Here is a 23,736-nt window from a genome sequence, read left to right as displayed (position 1 = left end):
CGATGCAGCTCGGTCCTACTCTCGAAACATCGCGCCTGATCCTGCGTCCGCCGCAGGCCGAGGACTTCGAAGCCTGGGCGGCGTTCAAGGCCGACGAGGAAGCCACGCGCCACATCGGCGGCGTCGAGGCCCGCCCGGTCGCGTGGCGCAGCTTCGCTGCGATGATCGGCGTGTGGCACCTGAAGGGCTTCGCCATGTTCTCGGTGATCGAGAAGGCGACCGGCGAATGGGTCGGCCGCGTCGGGCCGTGGCAGCCGGAAGGCTGGCCGGGCACCGAGGTGGGCTGGAGCATCGTCCGTGACCGCTGGGGCCGCGGCTACGCGCCCGAAGCGGCCATCGCCACGATCGACTGGGCGTTCGACCATCTGGGCTGGAGCGAGGTGATCCACACCATCGCTCCCGAAAACGCCAATTCAAGCGTGGTCGCCGCCAAGCTCGGATCCAGCCTGCTGCGCGTGGGCCGGCTGCCTGCGCCGTACGACACCAAGGACGTGGAAATCTGGGGACAGTCGCGCGAGCAGTGGCTCGCCCGACGCCAACGCGAGGAGAGCGCATGATCACCGTGTACGGCTATTCCAGCTCCGGCAACTGCCACAAGTTGAAGCTCCTGCTCACCCAGCTGGAACGCGAGTTCAAGTGGGTCGAGGTGGACAGCACCGCCGGCCAGACGCGCACGCCCGAATACCTGGCCAGGAATCCCAATGGCAAGGTGCCAATGATCGAGCTGGAAGACGGCCGCGTCCTCACCGAGTCCAACGCGATCATGTGCTGGCTGGCCGAAGGGACCCCGTACTGGGCCGGCGACGCATGGCAGCGCGCACAGGTGCTGAGCTGGCTGTTCTTCGAGCAGTACAGCCACGAGCCGTACATCGCCGTCGCACGCTTCATCCGCGGCTGGACGCCGCTGGATTCGCCGCGGCGCGCATCGCTGCCGCAGTTGCGCGAACGCGGCCACCAGGCGCTGGCGGTGATGGAGCAGCACCTGAAGTCCCAGCCCTGGTTCAGCGGCGAGGCCTACGGCATCGCCGATATCGCGCTGTTCGCATACACCGGCGTGGCGGGCGATGGCGGTTTCGACCTCGAGGCGTATCCGGCCATCCGGCAGTGGCTTGAGCGCGTGAAGCAGACGCCGCGATTCATCGAAATGCCCGGACCGTCGGTCGAAGCCGTTTCGCGCCTGGCCGTGCCCGATTGACGCACGCGGGCCATCGCCCGCGGTGAAACATTGCGTGCAGCTCCGCCGTCGGCAGGGCAGCCGCCTGACGAGAGATTTCCATGCTGGCCGTACCCAATCCGATTCCCGCGCGCATGAAGGGCCTCAACCGGGCCGAGATCTGCGACGTCAATTTCAGCGAGTTCGTGAAGGCCTGGAACGGCCGCGCCGACGTACGCCGGGGAGCGGGTGACGCCATCCTCGACGGCAGCGCGCTGGATGCGAAGGGCTTCCGCGAGCTGTTCGAGTCGCAGCTGATCAGCCGCCACCTCGACCTGATGGCGCGCGTGCTGCGCGTGCAGAACAAGGTCTTCTACACCATCGGCTCCAGCGGCCATGAAGGCAACGCGATGGTGGCGCGACTCACGCGCCACACCGATCCGGCCTTCCTGCATTACCGTTCGGGCGGCTTCATGGCCGAGCGCTTCCGCAAGCTGCCGGGCATGGACCCGATCATGGACTCGGCGCTGAGCTTCGCGGCGAGTGCCGAGGATCCGGCGTCCGGCGGCCGCCACAAGGTATGGGGCAGCAAGCCGCTGTGGGTGCTTCCGCAGACCTCGACCATTGCCTCGCACCTGCCCAAGGCGCTGGGCACGGCGGTGGCAATCGAGGCGGCCAAACGACTGAACCATGCGTTGCCGGTACCGGACGACAGCATCGCCATCTGCTCCTTCGGCGACGCATCGGCCAACCATGCCACCGCGCAGACCGCGTTCAACGCCGCGGCCTGGACGGCGTACCAGAAGCTGCCCGCACCGGTGCTGTTCGTGTGCGAGGACAACGGCATCGGCATCTCGGTGAAGACGCCGGGTGGCTGGATCGCCAACCGCTTCCGCAACATGGACGGCCTGGACTACTTCGCCGCGGACGGCTTGGACCTGGCTACCGGTTATGGCGACGTGCAGCGCGCGGTCGAGCATTGCCGCCGCACGCGCCGGCCGACCTTCCTGCACCTGAAGACCACCCGCATCATGGGGCACGCCGGCACCGACTTCGAGATCGAGTGGCGTTCGATCGAGGAACTGTGTGCGGTGGAAGCCACCGATCCGCTGTTGCGCTCGGCGGCTATCGCGCTGGAATCCGGCCTGATGTCGAAGGACGAAGTGCTTGAGCTGTACGAGGCGACGCGCAGGAAGTGCTTTGCCGCGGCCGAAGAAGCCGACCGCCGTCCGAAGCTTGAGAAGCTTGAAGACGTGGTCGCACCGCTGGCGCCGTACACGCCGGCGAAGGTGAAGGCCGAAGCCGAACGCGCCGATTACGGCGACCGGCGCTTGGAGGTCTTCGGCGGCGAGGCGAAGCTGCCGGAGAACCAGCCGCCGCGCCACCTCGCCATCCAGATCAACAACGCGCTGCACGACATCTTTGCGAAGTATCCGGACACGCTGCTGTTCGGCGAGGACGTCGCGCAGAAGGGCGGCGTCTACACAGTGACCAAGGGACTGCAGAAGGCGTTCGGTCCGCGCCGCGTCTTCAACACGCTGCTCGACGAGACGATGATCCTGGGCATGGCCCAGGGCTTCGCCAACATGGGCATGCTGCCCATCCCGGAGATCCAGTACCTGGCGTATTTCCACAACGCCTGCGACCAGATCCGCGGCGAGGCGGCCAGCCTGCAGTTCTTCAGCAACAACCAGTACGCGAACCCGATGGTGGTGCGCATTGCGGGCCTGGGCTACCAGCGCGGCTTCGGCGGGCACTTCCACAACGACAACTCGATCACCGCGCTGCGCGACATCCCGGGCCTGGTGGTGGGCTGTCCGTCGCGTGGCGATGACGCGGCGACGATGCTGCGCACCCTGACCGCGCTGGCGAAGGTCGACGGACGCGTGAGCGTGTTCCTCGAACCGATCGCGCTGTACATGACCAAGGACCTGTACGAGCCCGGCGACGGCCAGTGGCTGACGTCCTACCCGAAACCCGACGAAGCGATGCCGCTGGGCGAGGGCCGCGTCTACGGCGAAGGCAACAACGACCTGGTCATCTTCGCCTACGGCAACGGCGTGCCGATGAGCCTGCGCGCCGCTCGGACCATCGAGAAGAAGCACGGCTGGAAGACACGCGTCGTCGACCTGCGCTGGCTGGTCCCGCTCAACGAGGGCTACATCCGCGAACAGGCGAAGACGGCCAAGCGCATCCTCATCGTCGATGAAGGCCGTCACAGCGCCGGCGTGGGCGAGGGCGTGATCACCGCGATTGCCGAGGGAGGCTTCGGTGCGCGTCCGTTCCAGCGCGTGGTCGGTGTCGACACGTACACGCCGCTTGCCGGTGCGGCGTTCCTGGTGATCCCGTCCGACGACGACATCGTCGCGGCCGCGGACCGGCTGGCCTGAGGCCGAAGCCATGTGCGGCCTGGCCGGACTGCTTCGCGCCCGACCTGACGCCGACGAAGCCCGGCTGACCACGCTCGCCGGTGCGATGGGCGATGCCCTGGTGCATCGCGGCCCGGACGACAGCGGCGTGTGGGCCGATGCAGCATCGGGCGTCGCGCTCGCGCACCGCCGCCTCAGCATTCTCGATCTCTCGCCACTGGGGCATCAGCCGATGTCGTCGGCGGACCATCGCCATGTCGTGGTCTACAACGGCGAGATCTACAACTTCGCCGAACTGCGCGAGGTGCTGGTCGCGCGCGGCCATGCCTTTCGCGGGCATTCCGACACCGAGGTGCTGCTAGCCGCGGTGGTGGAGTGGGGCGTGGAGGAAACGCTCGCGCGCTGCAATGGCATGTTCGCCATCGCGCTGTGGGATCGGCAGGAGCGCTGCCTCTGGCTCGCGCGCGACCGCGTGGGCAAGAAGCCGCTGTACTACGGCTGGGCCGGCGACGATTTCGTCTTCGGTTCCGAGCTGAAATCGCTGTGGCGGCATCCCGCCTTCGACAACGGCGTGGATCGCGATGCCCTGGCGCTGCTGCTGCGGCTCGACTACATCCCTGCGCCGTACGCGATCCACGAACGCACCTTCAAGCTGTTGCCCGGTGCGTGCCTGCGCATCGACGCCGCGACAGTGGCGCGCGGTGCCACCGGGCACGATCCGCACCGCGACCAGCGTCGCTATTGGGACGCCCGCGAACGCATGCGCCACGCGCTGGCGGCGCCATTCGCCGGCGATGTGCTCGAAGCCGAGAACCGCCTGGACGAACTGCTGCGCGATGCGGTCGCGTTGCGCATGGTCGCCGACGTGCCGGTCGGCGTGTTCCTGTCCGGCGGTACCGACTCGTCGGTGGTCACGGCGCTGATGCAGGCGCAGAGCCGGCACGCGGTGCGCACCTTCACCATCGGTTTCGAACGTTCCCACCACGACGAGGCCCACCTCGCGCGGGAAGTGGCCGAGCACCTGCACACCGAACACACCGAGCTGTACGTCAGCGGCGCCGATGCGCTGGCCGTGGTGCCGACGCTGCCGGCGATGTTCGACGAGCCCTTCGCGGATGCGTCGCAGGTGCCGACCGCGCTGGTTGCACGGCTCGCGCGCAGCGCCGTGACCGTGGCGCTGTCCGGCGATGGCGGCGACGAACTGTTCTTCGGCTACAAGCGATACGAACGCGCGCTGCGCAACTGGCGCTGGCTGCGTCGCGTGCCGGCACCGATGAGGCGCGTGCTGGCGCAGGCGGCCCGCGGACATGGCGAGTCGTCGCGCACCGGCGGCTTCGCGGCGCTGGCGGCCGAAATGGGCGCACGGGGCATCGGCGACGTGTACCGCCAGCGCATCGCGCGTTGGCGCGATCCCGCGGCCGTGGTGCCCGGCGCCAACCTGCCGCCGACCTTCTACGACCAGCCCGATCCGCTACAGGGCGCGGGCACGCCGGCCGACGCGATGATGCTGGCCGATTTCAGCGTGTACCTGCCCGAGGACCTGCTGTGCAAGGTCGACCGCACCAGCATGGCGGTCAGCCTGGAGGCGCGCGCGCCGCTGCTGGATTGGCGCGTCGCCGAGTTCGCCTGGTCGCTGCCGCTGGAGTTCAAACGACAGCCTTCCGAGAGCAAGTACCTGCTCAAGCGCGTGCTGCGCCGTTATCTCCCCGACGAGATGGTCGATCGCGGCAAGCGCGGCTTCGGCGCGCCGGTCAGCGCCTGGCTCAAGGGCGACCTGCGCGAGTGGGCGGCGTCACTGCTGGGTCCGTCGCGCCTGCGCACGGAAGGTCACTTCGATGCGGATGCGGTGCACGGCATCTGGCAGGCCTTCGTGGCCGGCGAGCGCAAATGGCATACGCATCTGTGGAACGTGCTGATGTTCCAGGCATGGCACGAGCACTGGCGCGCGCAGCGCCGTGAGCTCGTGCAGCCCTGACGAGGCAGGAGCCAGCTTGCTGGCGACGCGTCCATGGCTTGGGTCGCCAGCAAACTGGCTTCTACGAGAGTGCGGGCTGCAGGCGGAATCGAGAGCCTCAGCGCGCCAGCCCATCGAGCAACGCACGCTCGCGTGCCGGCACCGTCCCGACCAGGAAGGAAGAGGCGTCGCGTTCGAGCGGCAGCACGGCGAGTGCGACACTTCGTGCGCCGTCGTGGCCGCTCGCGACGATCTTGCCCAGCGCGACCGCCCCGGCGCTCACCTCCATCCCGGGGTCCATCGGCGCGTCCGCTTCGAGCAGCGCCAGGCCACGCTTGGCCTGGCCGAGGAAATGCGTCCGCGCGACGATCTCCTGGCCCGGGTAGCAGCCTTTCTTCACGCTGAAGGCGCGCAGGCGGTCCAGGGACAACTGCTGGGGCGTCCAGTGCTCAACCTGGGAGGCGAGCAGGCGCGGCAGACCGTGCTCCAGATCGCAGGCCTGCCACCGCGCGATCGCTTCGGGACGGGCAGGTGGCGCATCGGTGCCGAGCCGGAGCGTGCGCGGTGAGTCTTCGGAACCCATGTCCAGTTCGATGCCGGCCTGCACGTCGCCGCCAATCGCATTGCCCCGCGCCTGTGCGGGTGGCGTGAAGGCGCCGCTGGCTTTCAGGTCGTCGCGCACCAGGATGCCCACCTTGCTGCGGAACACGAAGCGCTGCAGCGCGACGGCGATCGCGTGCGGGTCGGCGTCCGGCAGGACCAGCCAGACCGCCTCATCCGACATCCTGAGCAAAGCGAACAGCGCGATCACGCGTCCTTTTGGCGTCAGCCAGCCGCTCCATTGCCACTGGCGGGACTCCAGCAGGGCCAGGTCGTTCATGAACTGCGCCTGCGCGAACGCTATCGCGTCGCGGCCTTCGAGGGTGATCAGGCGGTGGCCGGGCAGGGCGAACGTGTTGCTCGCCAAGGCCTGCGGGTTGTCATGCATGGGGGGCGGGAATTAACATTCAGCGCCGTGATGATAGGCCAAACCACTCCCGTCGAAGCGCTAGACGCGCCCCAGACCCCGGAGCCGGAGCCGGCCGCGGGAAACGCGAAGGCGAAGGAATTCGGTGGGCGAGACGGCCCAGAGCCGACCCGTTACGGCGATTGGGAAAAGAACGGCCGCTGCATCGATTTCTGACGCTCACCACGCATCCTGCCACGCGGCGTCAGCCGCCCAGCCGAGAGAACGCCATCCCTCATGGCTAACGATCATCGCGTTCGCGAACGCCCCTTGTCGCCGCACATGCAGGTTTACCGCTGGCAGGTGCAGATGGTGACGTCGCTCCTCCATCGCGCCACCGGCATCATCCTGGTCGTCGGCAGCCTCATCGTCGCGTGGGGGCTGGCCGCACTGGCCGCGGGTCCCGAGTCGTGGGGCACCTTCGCCTCGTTCACGCGCTCGGCGTTCGGCTTCCTGATTTTGTTCGGCTGGAGCTGGGCCCTGGCCTACCACCTGATCAACGGCATCCGCCATCTCGTGCAGGACGCCGGCTACGCCTACAGGATCGAATCCTTCGTGCGCAACAGCTGGATCTCGATCTTCGGCAGCCTCGCGCTGACCGTCCTCATCTGGGTCGTGGCGATGATGCAGCGGGGTGCCGCATGATCAAGCCGCACAAGCCGCAGTTGCGCAATCCGCTGAAGAACGCCCGTGGCCTGGGCTCGGCGAAGGATGGCACGGGGCATTTCATCGTCCAGCGCGTCACCGCCATCGCGCTCATTTTCCTGTCGATCTACGCGGTCGGCCTGATCGTCTCGCTGATCGGCGCCGACTACGCCGCCGTGCGCGCGACCGTCGCGCATCCGTGCCACGCGATCCTGCTGACCGCCTTCAGCGTCGCGATGTTCTGGCATGCCAAGCTCGGCATGCAGGTGATCATCGAGGACTACGTGCACACGCCGTTCACCGCGGCCACGCTGCACCTGCTGAACATCTTCGTCTGCGCACTCGCGGCCATCGCCAGCGTGCTCGCCGTCGTCCGCATCGCGCTGGGAGCCTGATCCGTGCCCGCCTACAAGATTCACGAACACACCTTCGACATGGTGGTGGTCGGTGCCGGCGGTGCCGGCCTGCGCGCCACCTTCGGTCTGGCCCAGAAGGGGCTGAAGACCGCCTGCATCACCAAGGTCTTCCCGACCCGTTCGCACACGGTGGCGGCGCAGGGTGGCGTGGCCGCCGCGCTGGCCAACATGGGCGAGGACGACTGGCGTTACCACTTCTTCGACACCGTGAAGGGCTCGGACTGGCTGGGCGACCAGGACGCCATCGAATACATGTGCCGCGAGGCCATTCCGGCCATCATCGAGCTTGAGCACTACGGCGTTCCGTTCTCGCGTACCGAGGACGGCCGCATCTACCAGCGTCCCTTCGGCGGCATGACCACGCGCTACGGCGAAGGTCCGCCGGCGCAGCGCACCTGCGCCGCGGCCGACCGCACCGGCCACGCGATCCTGCACACGCTGTACCAGCAGTCGCTGGCGCACGACGCGCAGTTCTTCATCGAGTACTTCGCGCTCGACCTCATCATGGACGCCGATGGTGCCTGCCGTGGCGTGCTCGCGCTCGACATGGCCGAAGGCACGCTGCACCTGTTCAAGGCGCAGGGCACGGTGCTGGCGACGGGCGGCTACGGCCGCGCCTACTTCTCCGCGACCTCCGCCCATACCTGCACCGGCGACGGCGGCGGCATGGTGCTGCGCGCCGGGCTGGCGATGCAGGACATGGAGTTCGTGCAGTTCCACCCGACCGGCATTTACGGCGCCGGCTGCCTCATCACCGAAGGCGTGCGTGGCGAAGGCGGCATCCTGCGCAACAGCAACGGCGAGCGCTTCATGGAGCGCTACGCGCCGAGCGTGAAGGACCTGGCGCCGCGCGACATGGTCAGCCGCGCGATGACCATGGAAATCCGCGAAGGCCGCGGCGTCGGCGAGCACAAGGACCACATCCTGCTCGACCTGACGCACCTGGGTCCCGAGGTCATCCACGAGAAGCTGCCGGGCATCGCCGAGTCGGCGCGCATCTTCGCCAACGTGGACGTCGAGAAGCAGCCGATTCCGGTGATTCCGACCGTCCACTACAACATGGGCGGCATCCCGACCAACTACCACGGCGAAGTGGTGCAGCTGCGCAACGGCAACCCGGACGAAGTGGTCCCGGGCCTGTACGCCATCGGCGAAGCGGCCTGCGTTTCCGTGCACGGTGCCAACCGCCTGGGTTCCAATTCGCTGCTCGACCTGGTCGTGTTCGGCCGCGCCGTGGCCAACCGTGCTGCCGAGACGGTCAAGGTCGACGGCAAGCAGGCCAAGCTGGCATCCGATGCCTGCGACCAGGCGCTCTCGCGTCTGGACAAGCTGCGCAACGCCAACGGCGGCACGCCGACGGCGGTCATCCGCGACAAGATGCAGCGCACGATGCAGGCCGACGCCGCCGTGTTCCGCACCGGCGAAACGCTGTCTGACGGCGTGCGCAAGATGCGCGACATCCACGCATCCTTCGCCGACGTGAAGGTCTCCGACCGCTCGCTGATCTGGAATTCCGACCTGATCGAGACCTACGAGCTGTCCAACCTCCTCGGCCAGGCGCTGGCGACGATCGTCTCTGCGGAAAACCGCACCGAGTCGCGCGGCGCGCACGCCCGCGAGGACTTCCCTGACCGCGACGACGCCAACTGGCAGAAGCACACGCTGTGCTCGGTCAGCGACAGCGGCGAGACCGTCATCGACTACCGCCCGGTGCACATGTACACGTTGAGCGACGACGTGTCCGTGGTTCCGCCGAAGAAGCGCGTCTACTGACCGGAGCGAGCAACCGTGGCCGAATTCACTCTCCCGAAGAACTCGCAGATCCAGAAGGGCCGGCACTGGCCGGCAGCGGGCGCCAAGCAGCCGCGCACCTTCAAGGTCTACCGCTGGAACCCCGACGACGGCATGAATCCGCGCGTGGACACCTACGAGGTAGACCTGGCGGCGTGCGGTCCAATGGTTCTGGACGCGCTGATCAAGATCAAGAACGAGATCGACCCGACGCTGACCTTCCGCCGGTCGTGCCGCGAAGGCATCTGCGGTTCGTGCGCGATGAACATCGACGGCACCAACACGCTGGCCTGCACCAAGGCCATCGAGGACTGCAGCAACGGCGAGGTGCCGATCTATCCGCTGCCGCACATGCCGGTGGTGAAGGACCTGGTGCCGGACCTTACCCACTTCTACGCGCAGTACGCGTCGATCAAGCCCTGGCTGCGCACGCAGAGCCCGTCTCCGTCCGACCGCGAACGCCTGCAGTCGCCGGAAGACCGCAAGAAGCTCGACGGTCTGTACGAGTGCATCCTGTGCGCGTGCTGCTCGACCAGCTGCCCGAGCTACTGGTGGAACGGCGACCGTTATCTCGGCCCGGCGATCCTGCTGCAGGCCTACCGCTGGATCGTCGACTCGCGCGACGAGGACACCGGTGCGCGCCTGGACGACCTGGAAGACCCGTTCCGCCTGTATCGCTGCCACACGATCATGAACTGCGCCCGCACCTGCCCGAAGGGGCTGAACCCGGCGCAGGCGATCGGCGAGATCAAGAAGCTGATGCTGGCGCGCCGCGCCTGAGCCATGCGCGCAGCGATGTAGATCCGACACAAGGGCGCACGCGAGTGCGCCCTTTCTCTTTCACGACGATCCGTTCGGGAGAGCACATGCAGACCAGACTGATGTTCATGCCTGCACTGGCGATGGCCGCACTCACCTTCGTGGTGTGGTGGCGCATGTACTTCGTGCGGATCGGCCAGATGAAGCGCGAGCGCATCCATCCGCAGGCCGTGGCCACTTCGGCGCAGGCCGCATCGCGCCTCACCGACAGTTGTGCTGCGGATAACTTCCGCAACCTGTTCGAACTGCCGGTGCTGTTCTACGTGGCGCTGGTCGCGGCGGCGATGACGGGGCAGGTGAGCATGGCGACGCTGTCGCTGGCCTGGCTGTTCGTGCTGCTGCGGGTGGCGCACAGCACCATCCAGTGCACGTACAACAAGGTCATGCACCGCTTCTACGCCTACCTCGCCGGCGGCATGGTGCTGTGGGCGCTCTGGGCGGTAATCGGATGGGGCTGGTGGATGTCATGAGCGAAGAACTGGAACGCGAACTGCGCCGCCTGCGATGGCGATGCCGTCGCGGCATGCGCGAGCTGGACCAGTTGTTCGAGCGGTATCTCGACCGCGCGTGGCGGCAGGCCTCCGAGCACGAGCGTGCCGTTTTCCTACGCCTGCTGGAAATCGAGGACGATAAGCTCTGGCACTGGTTCATGGGTCACGAGGTGCCCGCCGATGCCGAACTCGCCGGGCTCGTCGACCGGATCCGCTCCATCCCGCCGAATGCCTGACGCGACCCAGGTGCGCATCGACTGGCGTCCGTCGCGATGGATGGTCGGCGCCCAGATGCTGCTGGGGATGCTGGCCGCGGTTGCGCTCCTGACGTGCGAACTGCCCAATGCGTGGGGAGTGCCCGCGGCGCTCATCGCGTTGGGTTACGGCGCGCTGCTGGCGAAGCGCGAAGCTTCGAGGCCAGCACGGCACCTCGTGATCGCAGGGACTGGAGTTTCGCTCGACGGGCAGACGGTCCATGACCTGGCCGTGCGCTGGCGCGGTCCGTTGGCCTTCTTCGAAGCGCGCGACAGCGCCGGTCGGCGCCTGCGACTGTCCTGGTGGCCCGATACCCTCCCACCGGCGCGACGCCGTGAACTGAGGCTGGCCATGGCGGTCCAAGCGGCTGCCTCGTCCGTGCCCGAGATGGCACCATAGCCGGCCACCAGAGCCCATCCCGTATGTTCAAACCCATCCCAGTCGCCATCGGCCTGCGCTACCTGCGCGCCAAACGCCGCAACGGCTTCATCTCCTTCATCTCGCTGGCTTCGGTGCTCGGCATTGCACTGGGCGTCACCGCGCTGATCACCACCCTCGCGGTGATGAGCGGATTCCAGCGCGAGATCCGTGACCGCATGCTGCAGATGGCGGCCCATGCCACGGTGAGCGCCTACGGCGAGCCGCTGCTGGAGTGGCAGCGCGCGGTCGACATGGCCGGCGCCGACAAACGCGTGGCCGGTGCCGCGCCCTACATCGAGAAGGAAGCGCTGCTGTCGGGCGCGCGCAACCAGCCGGCGATGGTCCGCGGCGTCCTGCCCGACCAGGAAGGCAAGGTCTCGGTGCTCGCCGGCAGGATGGTGCAGGGCAGCCTGACCTCGCTGCAGCCGGGCAGCTTCAACATCGTGCTCGGCAAGGAACTCGCGCTGTGGCTCGGCGTGGGCGTGGGCGACAGCGTGGTGATGACCACCACCGACTTCCGCAGTACGCCGCTGGGCGCCGTGCCGCAGCTCAAACGCTTCACGGTGAGCGGCATCTTCGAGGCCGGCTATAACGATTTCGACAAGGGCATGGCCGTGACCAACATGCGCGACATGCAGCGCGTGCTGCGCATGGGCGACGGCGTGACCGGCGTGCGCCTGCGCCTGCACGACATGGATCAGGCCTGGAACGTCGCGCGCGACCTGGCGCTGGCGCTCGGCGGTCCGTACCGGGTCAGCGACTGGACCAGCGAGAACGCCAACATGTTCCGCGCACTGAAGATGGAAAAGACCATCATGGCGATCCTGCTGTCGCTGATCATCGCGATGGGCGCGTTCAACCTGGTGAGCTCGCAGGTGATGCTGGTGACCGACAAGCAGGCGGACATCGCCATCCTGCGCACGCTCGGCCTCACGCCGCGCGGCGTGATGCAGGTGTTCGTGGTGCAGGGCACGCTGATCGGCGTCATCGGCACCGTGCTGGGCGTGATCGGCGGCATCGTGCTGACTCTCAACCTGGAGCACATCCTGAAGGCCATCGAGGCCGTGCTCGGCGTGCAGTTGCTGCCCGAGGACGTGTACTACATCACCGGCCTGCCGACCGACCTGCAGGGCAGCGACGTGGTGATCATCGCCACCGTCGCGCTGGCGATGGCGTTCCTGGCGACCATCTACCCCGCGTGGCGCGCGGCGCGCACCGCACCGGCGGAGGCGCTGCGCTATGAGTGAGACCGCAATGCAGACGCACAAGCACCAAGGCGAGGCATTGCGCGCCGAAGGCCTGGCCATGACGTATTCCGAAGGCCGGTTGCGCACGCCCGTGTTCGAGGGGATAGACCTGTCGGTGCAGTCGGGCGAGACAGTGGCGATCCTCGGCGCGTCCGGCGCCGGCAAGAGCACGCTGCTGCACCTGCTCGGCGGTCTGGACACGCCCACCGCGGGCGAGGTGTTCGTTGCAGGACAGCGCATGAACTCGCTGTCCGACGCGGCTCGCGGTGCGCTGCGCAACAAGGCGCTGGGCTTCGTCTACCAGTTCCATCACCTGCTGCCCGAGTTCACCGCGCTGGAGAACGTGATGCTGCCCGTGCTGCTGGCTGGACAGCAGGTGCCGGAAGCGCGCAAACGCGCCTCCGCGTTGCTCGAGGCGGTTGGCTTGGGTCATCGCCTGGAGCACAAGCCGGGCGAGCTGTCGGGCGGCGAGCGTCAGCGTGCCGCCGTGGCACGCGCGCTGGTGAATCGCCCGGCCTGCGTGCTGGGCGACGAGCCCACCGGCAACCTGGACGAGAAGACCGCCGCCACCGTGTTCGAACTGATGCTGTCGCTCAATCGCGAGCAGCACACCAGCCTGGTGCTGGTCACGCACGATCGCCGCCTGGCACGACGCCTGGACCGCGTGCTGGAACTGCACGAAGGCAAGCTGCGGCAACTGCACCCCGACGAGGTGTAGAGGATGCAGCACGCGGCAGGGACGCCGCCTTTTGGAATCGCCGCCGCCGCGGCGCTGCTCGCCGGCATCAGTGCCTGCCTGTGGTTGCCGTGGTTGTCGCCCTGGTGGTGTTCCGCGCTTTGGCTGCTGTGCGGCCTTGTGGCACTCGGGTGGGGCTGGAGGCGCTCGCGCCCGGCCGCGCTGGTTGCCGCCGGCTGGCTGCTGGTGGGCTTCGGACTGGCCGGGCTGCATGCATCGTGGGCGCTGGCCCGGCAGTTGCCGCCCTGGCCGCTGCGTTACGACACGACAGTCACCGGACAGGTTCGCGAACTTCCCGAACACGAGCCCCGTCGCACGCGCTTCCTGTTCCGTGTTGACGACGACGTGCGTGATGCGCGGCTGCGCGGCCGCGACTTGCGCCTGGCGTGGTACGACGACGATCCGACCGCTCGCGGCGCACTGCGCCCGGGCCAACGCTGGCGATTCCAGGTGCGCCTGCGGGCGCCGCGGGGACTGCGCAATCCCGGCGCCGCAGATGCGGAGAAGTTCGCCATGGCGCAGCGGATCGCCGCAACCGGCTACCTGCGCGATCCGACATCCGCCGAGCTTCTCGCCTCGGCAAAGGGCATCGATGCATGGCGCGACGAGATGTCCGCCAGGATCGCGGACGCGGTCGAGCGGCCGTCGTCGCGTTTCGTCCAGGCGCTCGCGCTGGGCGACGTGCGCCGGCTGGATGACGCCGACTGGCGGGTGCTGCGCGCCGATGGCCTTACGCATCTGATCGCCATTTCCGGTTTCCATGTCGGGCTCGTCGCCGGATTCTTCGCGTGGATCGCACGCGCGCTCTGGTGGCTGTGGCCCGGACTGGCGAGGCGGACCCCGGCGCAGATCGCCGCCGCGCTCGCAGGCGTGGCCGGTGCGGCGATGTATACCGCCGTCGCTGGATTTGCCCTGCCGACGGTGCGCACGGCGGCGATGATCGCGATCGTCGCGGCGGTACGTATATCGCGACGACGGATGCGGCTGGCCGACGGGCTCGCGCTGGCCGCGCTGGCGATGCTGCTGTGGGATCCGTTGTCGGCGCTCTCCGCCGGCTTCTGGCTGAGCTTTGCCGGCGTCGCGTGGCTGCTGTGGTGCCTGCCGGATGGCGGTGGTCATCCCGTACGCGACTTCCTGTCGGCGCAGGGCGTGGCCACGCTGGGATTGTTGCCGTTGAGCGTGGTGTTGTTCGATCAGGCTTCGTTGGCGGGGCCGATCGCCAACCTGCTCGCGGTGCCGTGGTGGAGCCTGGTCGTGGTGCCGCTTTCGCTGCTCGGGCTGGTACTGGATGCGCTGCGTGCCGGAGCCGGTGTGTGGGCCTGGCAGGCGGCGGCATGGTGTTTCGACCTGAGCTGGCCGCTGTTCCTGCGTCTCGCGGAGAGCCCGTTGTCGTTGTGGTGGCTGCCGGAGGCGCGATGGTTCGCGCTGCCGTTGGCGCTGGCCGGCGCGTTCTGGCTGATGCTGCCGCGCGGCGTGCCGGGCAAGGCGCTGGCAGTGTTGCTGTGGCTGCCGCTGCTCTGGCCCGACCGGCATCTGCCGCGGGAGGGCGAAGTCGAACTCACGGTGATCGACGTGGGGCAGGGGCTCTCGGTGCTGGTCCGCACCGCCCGCCATGCGTTGCTGTTCGACATGGGGCCGGCGGTGCCGGATGGTTTCGACGCCGGCGAACGCGCGGTCATCCCCGCGCTGCATGGCCTGGGCGTCCCGCGACTGGACCGCGCCGTGGTCAGTCATGGCGACAACGATCATGTCGGCGGCTGGGAGGCCGTGCGGACCGTGTTCCCGGCCCCGCGCCTGTACGCGCCCGAGGGGCTTCACCTTCAGGACAGCCGGCCGTGCCACGCGGGCGATGCCTGGACCTGGGACGGCGTGCGCCTCCGTTTCCTGCACCCGCCGGCGGATTTCCCGTACCTGCGCAACGAATCCAGCTGCGTGCTGCGGGTGGAGGCGGGTGGCCGCGCGGCCCTGCTCACCGGCGACATCGGGGAAGTGATCGAGCGGCGCCTGGTGCGGCTGGATCCTGCCGACGTCCGGGCCGACGTCGTGCTGGTGGCGCATCACGGCAGCGGCAGCTCGTCCGATGCCGGGTTCATCGCGGCCACGGGTGCCGGCCAGGCGCTGGTGTCCAGCGGCCACGGCAACCGGTTCGGCCATCCACGGGCGGACGTGGTGCGCCGCTGGGAGGAAGCCGGCGCGCAGGTCCACGACACCGCGCGTGAAGGCGCGCTGCGCATCCGGCTTGCGCCGGATGGCGCGAGGGTCGAAGCGCGACGGGAGGCACAACCGCGGCTCTGGGACGCGGCGCGGCGCGGGGACGCGCGTGCGGCTGGGCTATCCTATCGGCCAGATCGAGACGGCCGAGGGCCGGAGGGGTAGTTCGCGTGCTGGAACTGGTCAAGGCCGGCGGTTGGCCGATGATTCCGCTGTTGTTGCTGTCGGTGCTGGCCCTGACGATCATCGTCGAGCGCGCCTGGACGCTGCGTCGCAATACGGTGCTCCCGCCCAACCTCGGCAAGGAAGTCCGTACCTGGGCTGGCAGCGGAAAGCTGGACCCCTCGCACATCGAATCCCTGCGCCGCACCTCGCCGCTGGGCGAGCTGCTGGCCGCCGCGCTCGACGTCCGCCTGCGTCCGCGCGACCAGATCCGCGAGCGTATCGAGGACGTCGGACGCCACCTCGTCCACAAGATGGAGCGCTACCTCAACACGCTGGGCACCATCGCCGCCGCCGGCCCGCTGCTGGGCCTGTTCGGCACCGTGGTGGGCATGATCCAGATGTTCCTGGGCATCCTCGATCACGGCATCGGGGACGTGAACCAGCTTGCCGGCGGCATCGGCAAGGCGCTGGTGTGCACCGCCACCGGCATGATCGTCGCCATTCCCGCCCTGATGGCACACCGCTGGTTCCGTGGCCGCATCTCCGAGTACATCGTCGCGATGGAGCATGAGGCGATCGCGCTGCTGGACACACTCGACACCCGCCCGGCCACCGCCGTGCGCGCGCCGCAGGCGGCGTGAGGCGAATCGACAGATGCGAATCCGCGACCACCGCGCCGACGACGAGCCGCACATCGATCTCGTGCCGCTCATCGACGTGATCCTGGTGCTGATCATCTTCTTCGTGGTCACCGCCACGTTCGATGCACGTTCGGTGCTGAAGCTGGAGCTGCCGCGCGCCACCGGCGAGCCGGCGAACGATCCGGCCAAGCCGCTGATCGTGCTGGTGAATGCCGACGGACGTTATTTCGTCGATGACCGCGAAGTGCTGCGCAGCGACGTCGAGTCGCTCAAGGACACCATCGCCGAAGTCGCCGGTAGCGATCGCGACCGCCCGGTCATGCTGCGCGCCGATGCGCGCACCCCTTACCAGGCCGTGGTTACTGTGTACGACGCACTGGGCCAGCTCGGCTTTCGCAAGGTGATGAACGCCACCGCGCCGCAGACGCGCGAAGCGGCCGCGGAGGCGGGCAAGTGAGCGACACCGTGTCGCCGTGGACGACCTATCGCCGCCTGCTGCACTTCGTCGCCCCTTACCGCGGCGTGCTGGTGGTGGCGCTGGTCGGCATGCTGATCGAAGCCGCCGCTGCGGGTGCGTTCACCAAGCTGATGAATCCGATCGTCGACGAGACGTTCGTCAGCCGCAATCCGGGCGTGAATGTGATGCTGCCGCTGGCGATCGTCGGCATCTTCATCGCGCGCGGCATCGCCGGTTACCTGACCGACACCTTCATGGCCCGAGCGGGCCGCAGCATCGCCCGAGACCTGCGCGTACAGGTGCTGGGCAAGTATCTGCGCCTGCCGGGACTGCGGTTCGACAACGAGCCTGTGTCGTCCATGCTCACGCGCCTGGGCTCCGACAGCGACCAGGTCGCGCAGGCCGCCATCGACGCCGCCAAGGTGATGCTGCAGCAATCGCTGCAGGTCATCGTGATGCTGGGCGTGATGCTCTACACCAGCTGGCGCGTGACGCTGGCGGTGCTGCTGCTGGGCCCGTTGCTGGCATGGACGATGGATACGGTCGGCCGCCGTTACCGCCGTATCGGCCATCGCATCCAGGAGAGTGGCGCGCAGTTGCTGCAGTCGGCCGACCAGGCGCTGTCCAACCACCAGGAAGTGAAGGTGTACGGCGCGCAGTCGACGGAACTCGCGCGTTATTCCGGGCAGGCCAACCACCACCTGCGCCTGAGCCTGAAGGTCGAGTCCACCCGCAGCATCTCCTCGGCGATGGTGCAGTTGATGGGCGCGATCGGTCTGGCGCTGCTGCTGTTCTTCGCCGGGCGCGAGGCCATGCAGGGCCGCCTGACCGCAGGCGAGTTCGTCAGCCTCATGGTCGCCATGCTGGCGGTGATTCCCGCGCTGAAGCAGCTCACCAACGTGCAGGGCATGCTGCAGCGTGGCGTGGCCTCGGCCGAGCGCCTGTTCGACGTGCTCGATACGCCGGACGAGGTGGACACGGGCTCGCGGCGGCTGGAGCGCGCCCAAGGCTTGCTCGAATTCCGCCACGTCACCGCGCGCTATCCGGGCCAGACCGAACCGGCACTCACCGACATCAGTTTCAAGGCAAGGCCTGGCACGGTCACCGCCATCGTGGGCCGCTCCGGCAGCGGCAAGTCCACGCTGATCAAGCTGATCCCGCGCTTCTACGAGATCGAGGCCGGCCAGATCCTGCTCGATGGGCATGGATTGCAGGAGTATCGGCTCGCCGACCTGCGCCGCCAGATCGCGCTGGTTGGCCAGCAGGTGATGCTGGTGGACGGGACGGTCGCGGCCAACGTCGCCTACGGCGAGCTGCAGCAGGCCGATTCGCAGGCCTTGGAGCAGGCGGTGCGCGGTGCCAACGCGATGGAGTTCGTCGAGCGCATGCCCAACGGCCTGCAGACCGACGTGGGCGCGAAGGGCGGACGGCTGTCCGGAGGCCAGCGCCAACGTCTCGCGATCGCGCGCGCGATGCTGAAGGACGCGCCGATCCTGATCCTGGATGAGGCCACGGCCGCGCTCGACACCGAATCCGAGCGTCTGGTGCAGGAAGCCTTGGACCACCTGATGCCCAACCGGACCACGCTGGTGATCGCGCACCGGCTTTCGACCATCGAACATGCCGATCAGGTGCTGGTGCTGGACCAGGGGCGCATTGTTGAGCGCGGCACGCATTCGGAGCTCCTCGCGCTCGGCGGGCTTTACGCGCACCTGCATCGCATGCAGTTCCGCGAGGGCGAATGAGCAAGGCCTCGATTCAACCGCCGTCGTACTGGTACGGCGACGTGCCGGTTCCGCTTGGCGCACGACTGCTGTCGGCGCTGTACGGCTCCTTGAGCGCGCTGCGACGCGGCGCCTATCTGAAGGGCTGGTTCAAGCGCCGCCATCCCGGCGTGCCGGTGCTGGTGGTGGGCAACATCACCGCCGGTGGCGCCGGCAAGACGCCGCTCACCATCGCGCTGGTCGAACGCCTGCGCGCGGAAGGCTGGAACCCGGGCGTGGCGACCCGCGGTTACGGCCGCGAGGACGCCAGCGCCGCGCTGTGGGCCGACACGCACACCGATGCCTCGCTGGGTGGAGACGAGCCGGTGCTGATCGCGCATCGCACGCACGCGCCGGTGCGCGTGGATCGCGATCGCGCCGCGGCTGCGAAGGCGCTGGCCGAGGCGGGTTGCGACCTCGTCCTCTGCGACGACGGGCTGCAGCACTATCGACTGGAGCGCGACATCGAGATCGAGGTGGTCGACGGTCGCCGCCGCTACGGCAATGGTCAGCTGCTGCCGGCCGGTCCGCTGCGCGAACTGCCGGAGCGCGCTGCGCGCTGCGATTTCCGCGTGGTGAACGTCGGAACGGTGGGTGCCGGCGAGGCCGACACGGGGTTCGGCGAATGGCCGATGCGCCTGCTGGCTGAGCACGCCGAGCCCATGCTCGGCGGTCGGGCGCGCAAGCTCGGTTCGTTCTCCGGCCAGCGAGTGCACGCCGTGGCGGGCATCGGCGATCCGGAGCGCTTCTTCGGCATGCTGCGCGACTTCGGCATCGCGGTGGTGCCGCATGCCTTCGCCGACCACCACCAGTACCAGGCCAGCGATTTCGAATTCGGCAGCCGCGAGCTGCCGGTGCTCATGACCGAAAAGGACGCGGTGAAGTGCGCTGCCTTCGCCGACGAACGCTTTTTTAGTGTTCCGGTGCGGGCGGAGCTGCCTGAGGCGTTCTGGGTTTCACTGATCGACCGCATCGGCGCCAAGGCGAGGCAATACCGCGAGCGCGGCATCGGCAAGGAGGGCGCGTGAGCGCTTCGCAACCACTCGACTTCGTCGTCGCCATTCCGGCCCGCTTCGCTGCCAGCCGCCTGCCCGGCAAGCCGCTGCGGCCGCTGGCCGGCGAACCGCTGGTACTCCACGTCGCCCGTCGCGCGCTGCGTGCGGGGGCGCGTGAGGTGTGGGTGGCCGCCGATGACGAGCGCATCGCCGCCGCGCTGGAAGGGGCCGGCGTCAACGTGGCTATGACCTCGCGCGACCACGCCTCGGGCACGGACCGGCTGGCGGAGTGCGCACGGATCGCCGGCTGGAGCGACGACACCGTCGTGGTGAACCTGCAGGGCGACGAGCCTTTCGCGCCTGCGTCGGGCATCCGCGCCGTCGCCGAACTCATGCATGCCGGCCGCAGCGAGATGGCGACGCTGGCCGCTCCCATTACCGAGGGCGGGACGCTGCTCGACCCCAACGCGGTGAAGCTGGTGCGTGCCGACGACGGCCATGCGCTGTACTTCAGTCGAGCACCGATTCCGTGGCCGCGCGACGCCTTCGCCACCGACCGTTCGCGCATGCCCGAACAAGGCGAGTGGCTGCGCCACATCGGCATCTACGGCTACCGCGCCGGCTTCCTGCAGCGATTCGCCGCACTGCCGCCCGGGCGACTGGAGCAGATCGAGTCGCTGGAACAGTTGCGCGTGCTCGAGGCCGGTTACCGCATCCTGGTCGGCGTCACACCCGAGCCGTTCCCGCCCGGCGTGGACACCCCGGAGGACCTGGCCCGCGCCGAAGCCTGGATCGCCGCGGGCCATGGCTGAGCCCGTCCGCCTGCTGGTCGTCTGCCTGGGCAACATCTGCCGCTCCCCGGTGGCGGAAGGCGTGCTGCGCGCGCGCATCGCGACGTCGACGCTGGCCGGGCAGGTAGAGCTGGACTCGGCCGGCACGGGCGACTGGCACGTAGGCGAACCACCGGACCGTCGCGCAATCGCCAGTGCGGCCGAGCACGGCATCGACATCGCCGGCTTGCGGGCGCGCCAGCTGTCGGGTGCCGATTACCGCCACTTCGACTGGCTGCTCTGCGCCGATCGCGCCAACCTGCGCGACGTGCGGGCGCGGGCCCCCGGCGACGCGAGTGCACGCCACGCGCTGCTGCTCGACTGGGCCGGCGTGCAGGACGAGGGCGAAATCCCGGATCCCTACACGGGCGGTCCGGCACAGTTCGAGCATGTCTTCCAGCTGCTCGACCGCGCCGCCGATGGCGTGATCGCCCGGCTGCGTCGCGAGTACCCGGGCCGATTCGACTGAATCGCCGACTTGCCCCGTCCCGACGGGCGGACGCGACTTGCCCTGACGCATAATCGGCCCCATTCCTGAGCCGATGCCCGTGACCGCAACGCCCGCCGCCGCCATGTTCCCGTCCGCGCGCCGCACTCCGTCCACGCCGCGGCCGACCGCCGGAAGGGCGCTCCGCTCATGAGCCATGGCGCGATCGCGGCCTTCGACGGCAAGGCCTTCGTCAAGAATCTCAGCACCGCGCCGGGCGTGTACCGGATGATCGCGGCGGACGACAGCGTGCTCTACGTCGGCAAGGCCGGCGCGCTCAGGAACCGCGTTTCCAGCTACTTCAATGCCACGCCCAAGTCGGCGCGCATCATGGCCATGCTGGCGCAGACCGCGCGCATGGAAGTCACGGTGACCCGCACCGAGGCCGAAGCGCTGATCCTGGAAAACCAGCTCATCAAGTCGCTCAGGCCGCGCTACAACGTGCTGCTGCGCGACGACAAGAGCTACCCGTACGTGTTGATGACGCAGGAGTCGTGGCCGCGCATCGCCATGCATCGCGGAGCGCGTTCGATTCCCGGCCGCTATTTCGGGCCCTATGCGAGCGTCGGCGCCGTGCGCGACACGCTCAACCTGATGCACAAGCTGTTCAAGCTGCGCAGCTGCGAGGACAGCGTCTTCCGCAACCGCAGCCGACCCTGCCTGCAGCACCAGATCGGCCGCTGCAGCGCGCCGTGCGTGGGTCTGGTACCGCCGAGAGACTACGCCGAGAGCGTGCGCCGCGCGGGGCTGTTCCTGGACGGCCGCAGCGACGAGTTGAGCGAGGAACTGGTGAAGTCGATGGAGGCGGCCAGCGTCCGCCTGGACTTCGAGGAAGCCGCGCGCCTGCGCGACCTGGTCGCCTCGATCCGCAGCCTGCAGGCCCGCCAGTACGTCGACGGCCGCGCCGCGGACCTGGACGTGCTCGCGATCGCGATGCAGGGAGCGGCGGCATGCGTGCTGCTGCTGGCTTTCCGCGACGGACGCAACCTCGGCACCCGCGCGTTCTTCCCGAAGACCAATGGCAGCGAGAACGCCGAGGAAGTGCTGGCCGCGTTCGTCTCGCAGTACTACGGCGAGCAGGTACCGCCGCGCGAGATCGTGCTGGATCGCGACATTCCCGATCGCGAACTCATCGAGCATGCGCTGTCCAGCACCGGCGAACGGCGCGTGCAGATCAAGTGCAACGTGCGCGCCGAACGCGCTGGCTACGTCGATCTGGCACGGCGCAACGCCGAACTGGCGCTGTCCGCCGAGCGCACCAGCCACGCCGCGCAGCACGCGCGCGCCGAGGGCCTGCGCGACCTGCTGGGCCTGCCGGCGTTGCCCGCGCGCATCGAGTGCTTCGACATCAGCCACACCATGGGCGAGGCGACCGTGGCGTCGTGCGTCGTGTTCGACGCGCAGGGCCCGGTGCGCGGGCAATACCGGCGCTTCAACATCGCCGGGATCGAGCCGGGCGACGATTACGCCGCGATGCACCAGGCCATTGAGCGCCGTTTCCGCCGCGCGGTGGAGGAGGGCGGGGTCGTCCCCGACGTGCTGCTGATCGACGGCGGCGCGGGCCAGGTGGCGCAGGCGCGAAGCGTGCTCGACGACCTGGGCGTGGAGGGCGTCACCCTGGTAGGCGTGGCGAAGGGACCGGAGCGCCGCCCAGGCGAGGAGGAACTGCTGCTGCCGGATGGCCGCACGGTGCGCCCGGGGGCCGAATCGCCCGCGCTCCAACTGGTCCAGCAGGTGCGCGACGAGGCCCACCGCTTCGCGATCACGGGGCACCGCGGACGACGCCAGAAACTGCGCAATACCAGCCGCCTGGAGGATATTCCCGGCATCGGGCCGCGCCGCCGCGCTAATCTGTTGCGGCATTTCGGCGGGCTCGGCGGGCTGAAGGCCGCCGGGATCGAGGAGATCGCCCGGGTGGACGGCATCAATGACGCGCTGGCCGAGCGCATCTATGCGACCCTGCACGGGCTGGACGTGCCCGAACCCGCTACCCCGGACACGGCTGGACAGGCCAGCACTCGGAGCGAAGGATGAAGTTGACGGTACCCACCATGCTGACCTTGCTGCGGATCGTGCTGATCCCGGTGCTGGTGCTGGTGTTCTACCTCCCCTACAACTGGACCAACTTCGCCGCTGCGTTGATCTTCGCGTTCGCCTCGATCACCGACTGGCTGGATGGGTGGATCGCGCGCCGCTACAACCAGTATTCGGCGTTCGGCGCATTCCTCGATCCCGTCGCCGACAAGCTGATGGTGGCGGTGGCGCTGGTGATCATCGTGCAGAGCCATCACACCATCTGGATGGCGCTGTGGGCGGCGGTCATCATCGGGCGCGAGATCGCCGTGTCGGCGCTGCGCGAGTGGATGGCTGAACTGGGGCAGCGCGCCACGGTGAAGGTCGCCAGCATCGGCAAGATCAAGACGGTCGTTCAGATGGTCGCGCTGGTATGCCTGCTCTATGCGGTTTCGCCTGACCAGCATGCCGATCCGTGGTTGGGGCGGCCGATCTTCGTGATTGGCGATTGGCTGCTCGCCGCCGCCGCATTGCTGACGCTATGGTCGGGTCTCGCATACCTGCGCGCAGCATGGCCGGTATTGCGCGAAGACGCGCGTTCATAGAGAATATTCCCATCGCCGACGCACGAAACGTGCGGTGATCCGATCGGGGATGGCAGTCCGATCGGCCGGTTCGGAAAGCCCGGTGACGGGGCCTTCCACGGAGTGAAAAGGGTGTTGACACTTTTCATTCCATGCCTAAAATGTCGCTTCCTCTGCGGGAATAGCTCAGTTGGTAGAGCACGACCTTGCCAAGGTCGGGGTCGCGAGTTCGAGTCTCGTTTCCCGCTCCATATTCGGACAAGGCCCCCATCAGCGGGGCCTTGTTGT

General features: G+C 68.4%; 23 protein-coding genes, 1 tRNA gene and 1 pseudogene. 24 read left to right on the top strand and 1 reads right to left on the bottom strand.

Going from position 1 to position 23,736, the window contains the following annotated elements; translation table 11 throughout:
* The first annotated feature begins 2 nt into the window (after nucleotides 1-2).
* The 4 genes from VFE83_RS11730 (at nucleotide 3) to asnB (ending at nucleotide 5,497) form a co-directional block, all read left to right on the top strand.
* Nucleotides 3-557, top strand: a complete 555-nt coding sequence (locus VFE83_RS11730) for a GNAT family N-acetyltransferase (RefSeq protein ID WP_324906292.1) — start codon at nucleotides 3-5, stop codon at nucleotides 555-557.
* A complete protein-coding gene (locus tag VFE83_RS11725; protein WP_324906290.1) occupies nucleotides 554-1,195 on the top strand; it encodes a glutathione S-transferase family protein in 642 nt (213 codons plus the stop codon). The genes VFE83_RS11730 and VFE83_RS11725 overlap by 4 nt, the downstream gene beginning before the upstream one ends.
* A gap of 80 nt (nucleotides 1,196-1,275) precedes the next feature.
* The gene (locus VFE83_RS11720) at nucleotides 1,276-3,543 is read left to right on the top strand and encodes a thiamine pyrophosphate-dependent enzyme (RefSeq protein WP_324906288.1); all 2,268 of its coding nucleotides are present in this window, start codon (nucleotides 1,276-1,278) and stop codon (nucleotides 3,541-3,543) included.
* 10 nt (nucleotides 3,544-3,553) lie between these two features.
* Nucleotides 3,554-5,497 (top strand): asparagine synthase (glutamine-hydrolyzing), encoded by a 1,944-nt coding sequence (gene asnB, locus VFE83_RS11715; protein WP_324906285.1) that lies wholly within the window; start codon nucleotides 3,554-3,556, stop codon nucleotides 5,495-5,497.
* A 97-nt stretch (nucleotides 5,498-5,594) separates the two neighbouring features.
* Here the strand turns inward: asnB and VFE83_RS11710 are convergent, their stop codons facing one another.
* Nucleotides 5,595-6,464, bottom strand: coding sequence for a folate-binding protein (locus VFE83_RS11710; RefSeq protein WP_324906283.1), 870 nt, complete (start codon nucleotides 6,462-6,464; stop codon nucleotides 5,595-5,597).
* Between VFE83_RS11710 and VFE83_RS11705 the strand changes: the two genes are divergently transcribed.
* The 20 genes and pseudogenes from VFE83_RS11705 to VFE83_RS11610 all read left to right on the top strand — a co-directional run bounded on the left by VFE83_RS11705 (nucleotide 6,459) and on the right by VFE83_RS11610 (nucleotide 23,699).
* The gene (locus VFE83_RS11705; protein ID WP_324906281.1) at nucleotides 6,459-6,659 is read left to right on the top strand and encodes a succinate dehydrogenase assembly factor 4; all 201 of its coding nucleotides are present in this window, start codon (nucleotides 6,459-6,461) and stop codon (nucleotides 6,657-6,659) included. The two genes, VFE83_RS11710 and VFE83_RS11705, sit on opposite strands and share 6 nt — an antisense overlap.
* A 60-nt stretch (nucleotides 6,660-6,719) precedes the next feature.
* On the top strand, nucleotides 6,720-7,127 hold the full coding sequence (gene sdhC, locus VFE83_RS11700) for a succinate dehydrogenase, cytochrome b556 subunit (protein ID WP_324906279.1): 408 nt from the start codon (nucleotides 6,720-6,722) through the stop codon (nucleotides 7,125-7,127).
* Entirely contained in the window at nucleotides 7,124-7,522 is a 399-nt protein-coding gene (sdhD, locus tag VFE83_RS11695) for a succinate dehydrogenase, hydrophobic membrane anchor protein (protein ID WP_324906277.1), read from the top strand. The genes sdhC and sdhD overlap by 4 nt, the downstream gene beginning before the upstream one ends.
* A gap of 3 nt (nucleotides 7,523-7,525) precedes the next feature.
* Nucleotides 7,526-9,316 carry a succinate dehydrogenase flavoprotein subunit gene (gene sdhA, locus VFE83_RS11690; RefSeq protein WP_324906275.1) on the top strand — a complete coding sequence of 597 codons (1,791 nt, stop codon included), beginning with the start codon at nucleotides 7,526-7,528 and terminating at the stop codon, nucleotides 9,314-9,316.
* A gap of 15 nt (nucleotides 9,317-9,331) precedes the next feature.
* Entirely contained in the window at nucleotides 9,332-10,114 is a 783-nt protein-coding gene (locus tag VFE83_RS11685; RefSeq protein ID WP_324906273.1) for a succinate dehydrogenase iron-sulfur subunit, read from the top strand.
* A gap of 86 nt (nucleotides 10,115-10,200) precedes the next feature.
* Entirely contained in the window at nucleotides 10,201-10,623 is a 423-nt protein-coding gene (locus VFE83_RS11680) for an MAPEG family protein (RefSeq protein ID WP_324906271.1), read from the top strand.
* Nucleotides 10,620-10,880 carry a succinate dehydrogenase assembly factor 2 gene (locus tag VFE83_RS11675; RefSeq protein ID WP_324906269.1) on the top strand — a complete coding sequence of 87 codons (261 nt, stop codon included), beginning with the start codon at nucleotides 10,620-10,622 and terminating at the stop codon, nucleotides 10,878-10,880. Before VFE83_RS11680 ends, VFE83_RS11675 begins: the two co-directional genes overlap by 4 nt.
* Nucleotides 10,873-11,298: a hypothetical protein gene (locus VFE83_RS11670; protein WP_324906267.1), complete on the top strand. Its 426-nt coding sequence runs from the start codon at nucleotides 10,873-10,875 to the stop codon at nucleotides 11,296-11,298. Before VFE83_RS11675 ends, VFE83_RS11670 begins: the two co-directional genes overlap by 8 nt.
* Nucleotides 11,299-11,321: 23 nt before the next feature.
* Nucleotides 11,322-12,566 carry a lipoprotein-releasing ABC transporter permease subunit gene (locus tag VFE83_RS11665; RefSeq protein ID WP_324906265.1) on the top strand — a complete coding sequence of 415 codons (1,245 nt, stop codon included), beginning with the start codon at nucleotides 11,322-11,324 and terminating at the stop codon, nucleotides 12,564-12,566.
* The gene (gene lolD, locus VFE83_RS11660) at nucleotides 12,559-13,284 is read left to right on the top strand and encodes a lipoprotein-releasing ABC transporter ATP-binding protein LolD (protein WP_324906263.1); all 726 of its coding nucleotides are present in this window, start codon (nucleotides 12,559-12,561) and stop codon (nucleotides 13,282-13,284) included. Before VFE83_RS11665 ends, lolD begins: the two co-directional genes overlap by 8 nt.
* Nucleotides 13,285-13,287: 3 nt before the next feature.
* A pseudogene (locus VFE83_RS11655) lies at nucleotides 13,288-15,790 on the top strand (DNA internalization-related competence protein ComEC/Rec2); the annotation flags it as partial.
* Nucleotides 15,684-16,319, top strand: a complete 636-nt coding sequence (locus VFE83_RS11650) for a MotA/TolQ/ExbB proton channel family protein (protein WP_324906259.1) — start codon at nucleotides 15,684-15,686, stop codon at nucleotides 16,317-16,319. The pseudogene VFE83_RS11655 and the gene VFE83_RS11650, both read left to right, overlap by 107 nt.
* A gap of 13 nt (nucleotides 16,320-16,332) precedes the next feature.
* Entirely contained in the window at nucleotides 16,333-16,776 is a 444-nt protein-coding gene (locus VFE83_RS11645) for a biopolymer transporter ExbD (RefSeq protein ID WP_324906257.1), read from the top strand.
* Nucleotides 16,773-18,521, top strand: coding sequence for a lipid A export permease/ATP-binding protein MsbA (msbA, locus tag VFE83_RS11640; RefSeq protein WP_324906255.1), 1,749 nt, complete (start codon nucleotides 16,773-16,775; stop codon nucleotides 18,519-18,521). Before VFE83_RS11645 ends, msbA begins: the two co-directional genes overlap by 4 nt.
* A complete protein-coding gene (gene lpxK, locus VFE83_RS11635) occupies nucleotides 18,518-19,567 on the top strand; it encodes a tetraacyldisaccharide 4'-kinase (protein WP_324906253.1) in 1,050 nt (349 codons plus the stop codon). The genes msbA and lpxK overlap by 4 nt, the downstream gene beginning before the upstream one ends.
* Complete coding sequence (kdsB, locus tag VFE83_RS11630) at nucleotides 19,564-20,346, top strand: 3-deoxy-manno-octulosonate cytidylyltransferase (RefSeq protein ID WP_324906251.1); 783 nt, start codon at nucleotides 19,564-19,566, stop codon at nucleotides 20,344-20,346. The genes lpxK and kdsB overlap by 4 nt, the downstream gene beginning before the upstream one ends.
* Complete coding sequence (locus VFE83_RS11625; RefSeq protein WP_324906249.1) at nucleotides 20,339-20,833, top strand: low molecular weight protein-tyrosine-phosphatase; 495 nt, start codon at nucleotides 20,339-20,341, stop codon at nucleotides 20,831-20,833. Before kdsB ends, VFE83_RS11625 begins: the two co-directional genes overlap by 8 nt.
* Nucleotides 20,834-21,001: 168 nt before the next feature.
* On the top strand, nucleotides 21,002-22,885 hold the full coding sequence (uvrC, locus tag VFE83_RS11620; RefSeq protein WP_324906247.1) for an excinuclease ABC subunit UvrC: 1,884 nt from the start codon (nucleotides 21,002-21,004) through the stop codon (nucleotides 22,883-22,885).
* Entirely contained in the window at nucleotides 22,882-23,469 is a 588-nt protein-coding gene (gene pgsA / locus VFE83_RS11615; RefSeq protein ID WP_324906245.1) for a CDP-diacylglycerol--glycerol-3-phosphate 3-phosphatidyltransferase, read from the top strand. Before uvrC ends, pgsA begins: the two co-directional genes overlap by 4 nt.
* Before the next feature lie 154 nt (nucleotides 23,470-23,623).
* Nucleotides 23,624-23,699: transfer RNA gene (locus VFE83_RS11610), tRNA-Gly, on the top strand.
* Nucleotides 23,700-23,736: the final 37 nt, after the last annotated feature.

This window comes from Lysobacter sp., assembly GCF_035655815.1.
Lineage (GTDB): Bacteria > Pseudomonadota > Gammaproteobacteria > Xanthomonadales > Xanthomonadaceae > Lysobacter_J.
Note: the sequence above shows the minus strand (reverse complement) of the source record. Positions and strands in the feature narration are given on the sequence as shown.

Bases quoted from the DNA above. Each gene is read 5' to 3' on its own strand.
- VFE83_RS11705 (WP_324906281.1), top strand. From the start codon at position 6,459: ATGCATGGGGGGCGGGAATTAACATTCAGCGCCGTGATGATAGGCCAA.
- VFE83_RS11720 (WP_324906288.1), top strand. From the start codon at position 1,276: ATGCTGGCCGTACCCAATCCGATTCCCGCGCGCATGAAGGGCCTCAAC.
- sdhD (WP_324906277.1), top strand. From the start codon at position 7,124: ATGATCAAGCCGCACAAGCCGCAGTTGCGCAATCCGCTGAAGAACGCC.
- asnB (WP_324906285.1), top strand. From the start codon at position 3,554: ATGTGCGGCCTGGCCGGACTGCTTCGCGCCCGACCTGACGCCGACGAA.
- pgsA (WP_324906245.1), top strand. From the start codon at position 22,882: ATGAAGTTGACGGTACCCACCATGCTGACCTTGCTGCGGATCGTGCTG.
- VFE83_RS11730 (WP_324906292.1), top strand. From the start codon at position 3: ATGCAGCTCGGTCCTACTCTCGAAACATCGCGCCTGATCCTGCGTCCG.
- VFE83_RS11670 (WP_324906267.1), top strand. From the start codon at position 10,873: ATGCCTGACGCGACCCAGGTGCGCATCGACTGGCGTCCGTCGCGATGG.
- VFE83_RS11675 (WP_324906269.1), top strand. From the start codon at position 10,620: ATGAGCGAAGAACTGGAACGCGAACTGCGCCGCCTGCGATGGCGATGC.
- VFE83_RS11725 (WP_324906290.1), top strand. From the start codon at position 554: ATGATCACCGTGTACGGCTATTCCAGCTCCGGCAACTGCCACAAGTTG.
- lpxK (WP_324906253.1), top strand. From the start codon at position 18,518: ATGAGCAAGGCCTCGATTCAACCGCCGTCGTACTGGTACGGCGACGTG.
- VFE83_RS11645 (WP_324906257.1), top strand. From the start codon at position 16,333: ATGCGAATCCGCGACCACCGCGCCGACGACGAGCCGCACATCGATCTC.
- VFE83_RS11710 (WP_324906283.1), bottom strand. From the start codon at position 6,464: ATGCATGACAACCCGCAGGCCTTGGCGAGCAACACGTTCGCCCTGCCC.
- uvrC (WP_324906247.1), top strand. From the start codon at position 21,002: ATGAGCCATGGCGCGATCGCGGCCTTCGACGGCAAGGCCTTCGTCAAG.
- sdhC (WP_324906279.1), top strand. From the start codon at position 6,720: ATGGCTAACGATCATCGCGTTCGCGAACGCCCCTTGTCGCCGCACATG.
- VFE83_RS11680 (WP_324906271.1), top strand. From the start codon at position 10,201: ATGCAGACCAGACTGATGTTCATGCCTGCACTGGCGATGGCCGCACTC.
- VFE83_RS11625 (WP_324906249.1), top strand. From the start codon at position 20,339: ATGGCTGAGCCCGTCCGCCTGCTGGTCGTCTGCCTGGGCAACATCTGC.
- lolD (WP_324906263.1), top strand. From the start codon at position 12,559: ATGAGTGAGACCGCAATGCAGACGCACAAGCACCAAGGCGAGGCATTG.
- VFE83_RS11665 (WP_324906265.1), top strand. From the start codon at position 11,322: ATGTTCAAACCCATCCCAGTCGCCATCGGCCTGCGCTACCTGCGCGCC.